6 protein-coding genes are annotated in these 6,278 nt (G+C 67.7%); 3 read left to right on the top strand and 3 right to left on the bottom strand.

Annotation, left to right across the window (positions count from 1 at the left end; translation table 11 throughout):
* The 3 genes from HY703_02960 to HY703_02950 all read left to right on the top strand — a co-directional run.
* Nucleotides 1-1,452 (top strand): FAD-dependent oxidoreductase (locus HY703_02960; GenBank protein MBI4544139.1); only part of this gene is annotated, 1,452 nt, incomplete at its 5' end.
* A complete protein-coding gene (locus HY703_02955; GenBank protein ID MBI4544138.1) occupies nucleotides 1,445-3,415 on the top strand; it encodes a 2-oxoacid:acceptor oxidoreductase subunit alpha in 1,971 nt (656 codons plus the stop codon). The genes HY703_02960 and HY703_02955, both read left to right, overlap by 8 nt.
* Nucleotides 3,416-3,424: 9 nt before the next feature.
* Nucleotides 3,425-4,480, top strand: a complete 1,056-nt coding sequence (locus HY703_02950; protein ID MBI4544137.1) for a 2-oxoacid:ferredoxin oxidoreductase subunit beta — start codon at nucleotides 3,425-3,427, stop codon at nucleotides 4,478-4,480.
* Nucleotides 4,481-4,768: 288 nt separating this feature from the next.
* On the opposite strand, the gene HY703_02945 is transcribed toward HY703_02950, so the two are convergent.
* The 3 genes from HY703_02945 to HY703_02935 all read right to left on the bottom strand — a co-directional run bounded on the left by HY703_02945 (nucleotide 4,769) and on the right by HY703_02935 (nucleotide 6,119).
* Entirely contained in the window at nucleotides 4,769-5,053 is a 285-nt protein-coding gene (locus HY703_02945; protein MBI4544136.1) for a hypothetical protein, read from the bottom strand.
* A gap of 260 nt (nucleotides 5,054-5,313) precedes the next feature.
* Entirely contained in the window at nucleotides 5,314-5,889 is a 576-nt protein-coding gene (locus HY703_02940; GenBank protein ID MBI4544135.1) for a DUF2269 domain-containing protein, read from the bottom strand.
* A complete protein-coding gene (locus tag HY703_02935; protein ID MBI4544134.1) occupies nucleotides 5,886-6,119 on the bottom strand; it encodes a hypothetical protein in 234 nt (77 codons plus the stop codon). Before HY703_02935 ends, HY703_02940 begins: the two co-directional genes overlap by 4 nt.
* Between the last annotated feature and the right edge of the window lie 159 nt (nucleotides 6,120-6,278).

Genomic DNA, 6,278 nt, shown 5'->3' with positions numbered 1-6,278 from the left:
GGCCCGGCGTCGCTCACCGTGGCCAACGACCTCATGCCGCAGGGCTACCAGGTGGTCATCTACGAGAAGAACGACCGGCCCGGCGGCCTCATGTGGAGCAACATCCCGCAGTTCCGGCTGCCGCCCGAGGTGCTGCGCGAGGAAATCGAGATGATCCTGGACATGGGCGTCGAGCTGCGGCTCGACTCGCCCGTGACCAGCATGAAAGCGCTGCTCGAGGAGGGGTACGACGCCGTCTTCATTGGCTCCGGCGCGCCACGCGGCAAGAACCTCGAGATCCCCGGCCGCTACGACAGCGACAAGATCTACATCGGCATTGACTGGCTCGAGTCCGTCGCCTTCGGTCACATCACATCCATCGAGCGGCGCGTGCTGGTCATCGGCGTGGGCAACACCGCCATGGACTGCTGCCGCACCTCGAAGCGCCTGGGCGGCACCGACGTCAAGGTCGTGGCCCGCAAGCCGCGCAAGTACTTCAAGGCCTCGCCCTGGGAGCTGGCCGACGCCGAGGAGGAGGGCGTCGAGATCGTCGAGAACTACTCGCCCCGGCGATTCCTGGTCGAGAAGGGCGTGCTCACCGGCGTCGAGTTCGAGGTGTTCTCTTCCCGCGAGGAAGGCGGCCGGCTCATCCAGCAGCGGGTGGGCAGCACGGTTATCCCCTGCGATGCGGTCATTCTCGCCATCGGCCAGGAGGCGGCGTTCCCCTGGATCGAGCGAGACATTGGCATCGCTTTCGACGCTACGGAGATGCCGGTAGTGGACCGGATCACCTTCCAGACCACGCTGCCCGGCGTGCTCTGCGGCGGTGATGCGGCCTGGGGGCCCGAGAACATCATCTGGGCCGTCGAGCACGGGCACCAGGCGGCGATCTCGATCCACAACTGGTGCCAGCATGTGGCGCTGACCGAGCGGCCGGCTTACGGCATGAACCTGGTCAGCAGCAAGATGGGGCTGCACGAGTGGAGCTACAGCAACGACTACGACCCCGCGCAGCGGGCGAGGATGCGGCACGTCGAGCTGCGGCAGCGGCTGGCGCAGCTCAGTACGGAAGTCGAAATGGGGTTCGATCTCGAGCAGACGCTCAAGGAGGTCGAACGCTGCCTGAACTGCGACATTCAGACGCACTTCACGGACGCGCTGTGCATTGAATGCGACGCCTGTGTGGACGTCTGCCCGCTGAACTGCCTGACCATTACGGCCAACGGTGAGGAGGCGGAGCTGCGGGCCAGGCTCAGTGCGCCGGCCGAGAACCTGGCGCAACCCCTGTTCGTCTCCGGCGGGCTGCCTCAGACCGGGCGGATCATGGCCAAGGACGAGGACCTTTGCATCCACTGCGGGCTATGCGCCGAGCGCTGCCCCACCGCCGCCTGGGACATGCGCCAGTTCGAACTGCTCATCCCCTATGCCGGCCTGGCCGCCGGCGAGAAGCGCGAGGTGCTGGCCGGTGTCTAGCATCAATGACTTCGCCCTCAAGATCGCGACGGTCAACGGCACGGGCTCGGCCAGCGCCAACAGTCTGCTCATGCAGGCCATCTTCCGCATGGGGATCCCGGTCTCGGGCAAGAACCTGTTCCCCTCGAATATCCAGGGGCTGCCCACCTGGTACGAGATCCGGGTGAACCGGGAGGGCCACACGGCGCGCCCGCCGGAGTTCGACCTGGTCGTGGCCATGAACGCGGCCACCTACGCCCGCGACATTGCCGAAGTCCGGCCCGGCGGCTACTTGCTGCACGACTCGAGCTGGCCGCTGCCCGCCGCGCTGCGCCGCGATGACGTGACCTTCTTCGGCATCCCGCTCGCCCGTATGTGCGTCCAGCACTTCGACGGCGACCGGGAACGCATCCTGATGAAGAACATCGTGTACGCCGGCGCCGTATGCGCGATCCTGGACATCGAGATGGACGTCGTAACGGAGCTGCTCCGCCAGAAGTTCGCCCGGAAAAAGGCGCTGCTGGACTCGAACTTCCTGGCCATCCGCCTGGGCTACGACTACGCAATCGAGCACTTCGACTGCCCCCTGCCCTTCCGACTCGAACGCATGGACGCCACCGCCGACTCGATCCTGATCGACGGCAACACCGCCGCGGCGCTGGGGGCCGTGTACGCCGGCGCGACCGTCGCCGCCTGGTACCCCATCACGCCGTCGACCTCTCTGATCGACGCCTTCTCCGCCTTCTGCCAGCGCTACCGCCGCGACCCCGCCTCGGGCAAGAACCGCTTCTGCATCGTCCAGGCGGAGGACGAGCTGGCCGCGGCCGGCATCGTGGTAGGCGCCGGCTGGGCAGGGGCGCGCGCCTTCACCTCGACCAGTGGGCCGGGCATCTCCCTCATGAGCGAGTTCATCGGCCTGGCGTATTACGCCGAGATTCCGTCCGTCTTCTTCGACATCCAGCGCGCGGGACCCTCCACCGGCATGCCCACGCGCACCCAGCAGGCGGACCTGCTGCAGGTGGCCTACGCCTCCCATGGCGACACCAAGCACATCCTCCTCTTCCCCGCCCACCCCGGCGAGTGCTTCGATTTCGCCGTCCAGGCCTTCGAGTTGGCGGAGCGCTTCCAGACGCCGGTCTTCCTGTTGTCGGATCTGGACATCGGCATGAATGATTGGGTCGTGCCCCGGCTGCGCTGGGACGACCGCTACCGCCCGGACCGGGGCAAGGTGTTGGACGCACCGGCCCTCGAGCGCATGGAGAAGTTCTACCGCTATCTGGATGGGGATGGCGACGCCGTGGCCGCGCGCACGCTGCCCGGGGTGCACGCCAGGGGCGCGTACTTCACCCGTGGCTCGGGCCACAACAAATACGGCGGCTACACGGAGGACGCGGCCGAGTACGCGGAGGTCATGGAGCGGCTGAAGCGGAAGCTGGAGGCGGCGGCGCGGCAGGTGCCCGCGCCGGAGCTCCGCGCCCTACCCGGCGCCCGGCTGGGGATGGTGTCGCTGGGGAGCTGCCATGCCGCGGTGCTCGAGGCACAGGAGCAGCTCGCGAGACAGGGGCTGCCGCTGGATTACCTGCGCGTCCGCGGCTTCCCCTTCGACGCGCCCGTGCGCGAGTTCCTGGAGCGCCACGCGCTGAGCTTCGTGGTCGAGCAGAACCGCGATGGCCAGCTTGCGGCGCTGCTGCGCATTGAGACGGGTGTGCCGGGCGAGCGGCTGGCCGGCGTCCGGCAGTACGGCGGGCTGCCGCTGAGCTGCCACCACGTGGTCGAGGGCGTCAGAGCGGAGATCGAGCGGAAAGGGCTGGCGCGCAGCCTGGGGCTGAAGCCGGCACCCGCCGGGCCGGGGAGAAAGCGCAAGGGCGAGCGCCCGGCACTCAGCGAGGGTTGGAGCGGTAGTGGTCGGATTTCAAAACTGAGTGCCGGGCGGCCGCAGGCTACAGCCGCCGCAGCCGCCGAGGCGGCGGAGCGGCAGGAGTAGCAGAGAGCGATGACCTACATAGCGAAGCCGAAGGTCCGGCACCCCGGGCTAAAAACGAACGCCCTGGGGTTGACGCGCCGCGATTACGAGGGCTCGATGTCGACCCTGTGCGCGGGGTGCGGCCACGACTCGATCACCGCCGCCATCATCGAGGCGTTCTTCGAGCTGGAGATCCCGCCGCACAAAGTCGTGAAGCTGAGCGGCATCGGCTGCTCGTCCAAGACGCCGGCCTACTTCATGAGCCAGGCGCACGGCTTCAATGCCGTGCACGGCCGCATGCCCGCCGTGGCCACGGGCGCGGCCGCGGCCAACCGCGAGCTGGTCTCGATCGGCATCTCCGGGGACGGCGACTCGCTCTCCATCGGGCTGGGCCAGCTCTGCCACGCCATCCGCCGCAATCTCGACATGCTCTATATCATCGAGAACAACGGCGTCTACGGTCTGACCAAGGGCCAGTTCTCGGCGTCAGCGGATGTGGGCAGCAGGTCCAAGCGTGGCGAGGTGAACCGGCAGCAGCCCATCGACCCCGTGTTCCTGGCCCTGAGCCTGGGCGCGACCTTCGTCGCCCGCAGCTTCTCCGGGGACAAGGCGCAGCTCGTGCCCATTCTGGAGGCGGGGGTCAGGCACCGCGGCTTCGCGCTGGTCGACATCATCTCGCCCTGCGTCACCTTCAACGACCACGAGGGCTCGACCAAGAGCTATCTCTACACGCGCGAGCATTACCAGCCCGTGGTCCTGGCCGACTTCGTGCCGCCCGCCGCGGAGATCACGGCGTCCTACGAGGCCGGCGCGGTGCGCGCCGTGACCATGCACGACGGCAGCGTGGTGCGCTTCCGCAAGGTCCCGGAGGGCTACGACCCCACCGACCGCCACCGCGTGTACGAGTACCTGCGCGAGCGGCAGGAGGCGGGTGAGGTGGCCACTGGTCTGCTGTACCTGGAACCCGATTCCGCCGACATGCACGAGGTGCTGGGCACGGTGGACCAGCCGCTGGTCGAGCTGCCCTTCGAGGAGCTCTGCCCCGGCAGCGCCGCGCTCGAGGCGCTACAGGCGGAGTACCGGTAGGAGCGCATGCCGCTGGCGGCCCGTGCCGCCGCGGTTGGAAAATCTGCTGCGCTGATCTAATGCAACGCCAACAGCAGGCGGAGCTGGAAGCAGCCGGCTTTCAGCCCTTCTCATCCCGTGCGGGCGTTGGTGACGCGAGGTGCGGCTTTCCTGGCTCGCTTTCCGGGACGCCCACCCTTGCGGCCATTAATCCGTGCCGCGTGCGCCTTGGCTTCGCTCCGACCTCAGCCCTTCTCCGGGCCGCCGGTATCTGAGCGAGAATTTCCTTAGTCGTCACGAGAACACGCCCTATTCCCTCCGCGAGGCGGGGAGGGCGGGCTCGTTCCGCCGCTCCAGCAGCCCCTCGAGGAAACGCTGCTGCTGCCGGATCTCGTGCACCTGCTCGTGCAGCGCTTCCAGAGACTCCGTCAGCCGTTGCACGTCAGCGCGCAGCGCGGCGTCGCTCGGCGGCTGCTCGATGCGCTTGGCCCACGCCTCCACCAGCCGCCGCATCAGCCCAAGCGCGGGCACGGCCAGCGACTTGACGATCAAGCTGGCAAACAGGAAGGCGAATACAATCTCCAGGGGACCCATGCTTCCTCAGGCTTCATCGCCGGGCCCAGGCCGGCAGGTGATGGTGGAACTGGCTGAAGGATCCGACTCGCGGAGCTCCGTCGGCGGGCGGTTCATTCATCACGATGCGCCTGCGCGGCCAGGGCGTCAACCCCTGCGCTCCATACCACGTGCACAAAAGCCGGAGGCCTCCACTACCCGAGCGCAGACGCACTGTCTGCGACCTGCGCGAGTCGGTCGCCACCGAGCTTCTGAAGCATTTGCAGCCGAGGTGAGATTTCCTACACATCGGGTGCCGATGAATCCGATAGCAGTAGTCGCTGCATCTGCGGCTGCGACACGGCACGCTGCTCGTGTTGCTTACGCCAGCCGTAGCGCGTCATCCCCCGCGGCTTGTACACCGCCAGCGTCGTGGCCACTAGCAACAGCAGCAGGGCGGCACCGGCGTGGAGCACGGGGGATGGGCTCCGTAGCGCGGCGAGATCGGCGCTGGACAACGCCGCCTCAGCTGCGACGCCGGCGAAGTAGCTCAGTGTCTGCATGTAGATCAGCAAGACGATGGAGGCGAAGACGTTGATCAGCAGTTTGAAAAGGACCCAATAGTGGCGGAACAAGCCCCACGTGGTGCCCAGGGACTGGACCAGCCCGGTCAGCAGCGAGGCGAGGCTCAGCGGGACGATGACGAACCAGGCGGTCAACTCCATCGCGAGATAGGCGGCACGCACCATCTGAGCATCCGGGCTGGTCAGACCGGCGATGGCGAGGGCCAAGAACCCGCCAACCGCGCCGAGCCAGCCGACCGAGGACGTGACATGCGCGGTGAGCGCGAGCTTGCGGAGGCGCGGTGTCAGGGTCATGACGGTTGCAGGCGAGGTTCTGCGCCGGAGGGCGGTGCTTGGCCGCCCGTGGTACTGGACGATATGTGGCGACCGGAGCCATGGCCGCCGGGGCCACGGGTGAGCATCAGGATGATAAACAGCAGGACCACCACGAGCGCGATGATCCCGAACACCTTCACCCAGCGTGGTGTGCCGGTGTCGCCGCCGGTGTCCTCGGCGGAGTCGGGGTCCGGGGGCGGGTCACTCATGTACGCATCCCCCGTCGCGTGTGGCCCGCGCGATGGGGCGCCGAGCCTCCTTTGGGGTCCGCACACCCATCAATGCAGCATTCCCGGATGCAGCGCCTCCATCATCGCCCGGTACCTCACCATTTGGTCCGGCCTGAGGACGCCAACGATCTCCAGCAG

The organism is Gemmatimonadota bacterium (assembly GCA_016209965.1).
Lineage (GTDB): Bacteria > Gemmatimonadota > Gemmatimonadetes > Longimicrobiales > RSA9 > JACQVE01.
Note: the sequence above shows the minus strand (reverse complement) of the source record. Positions and strands in the feature narration are given on the sequence as shown.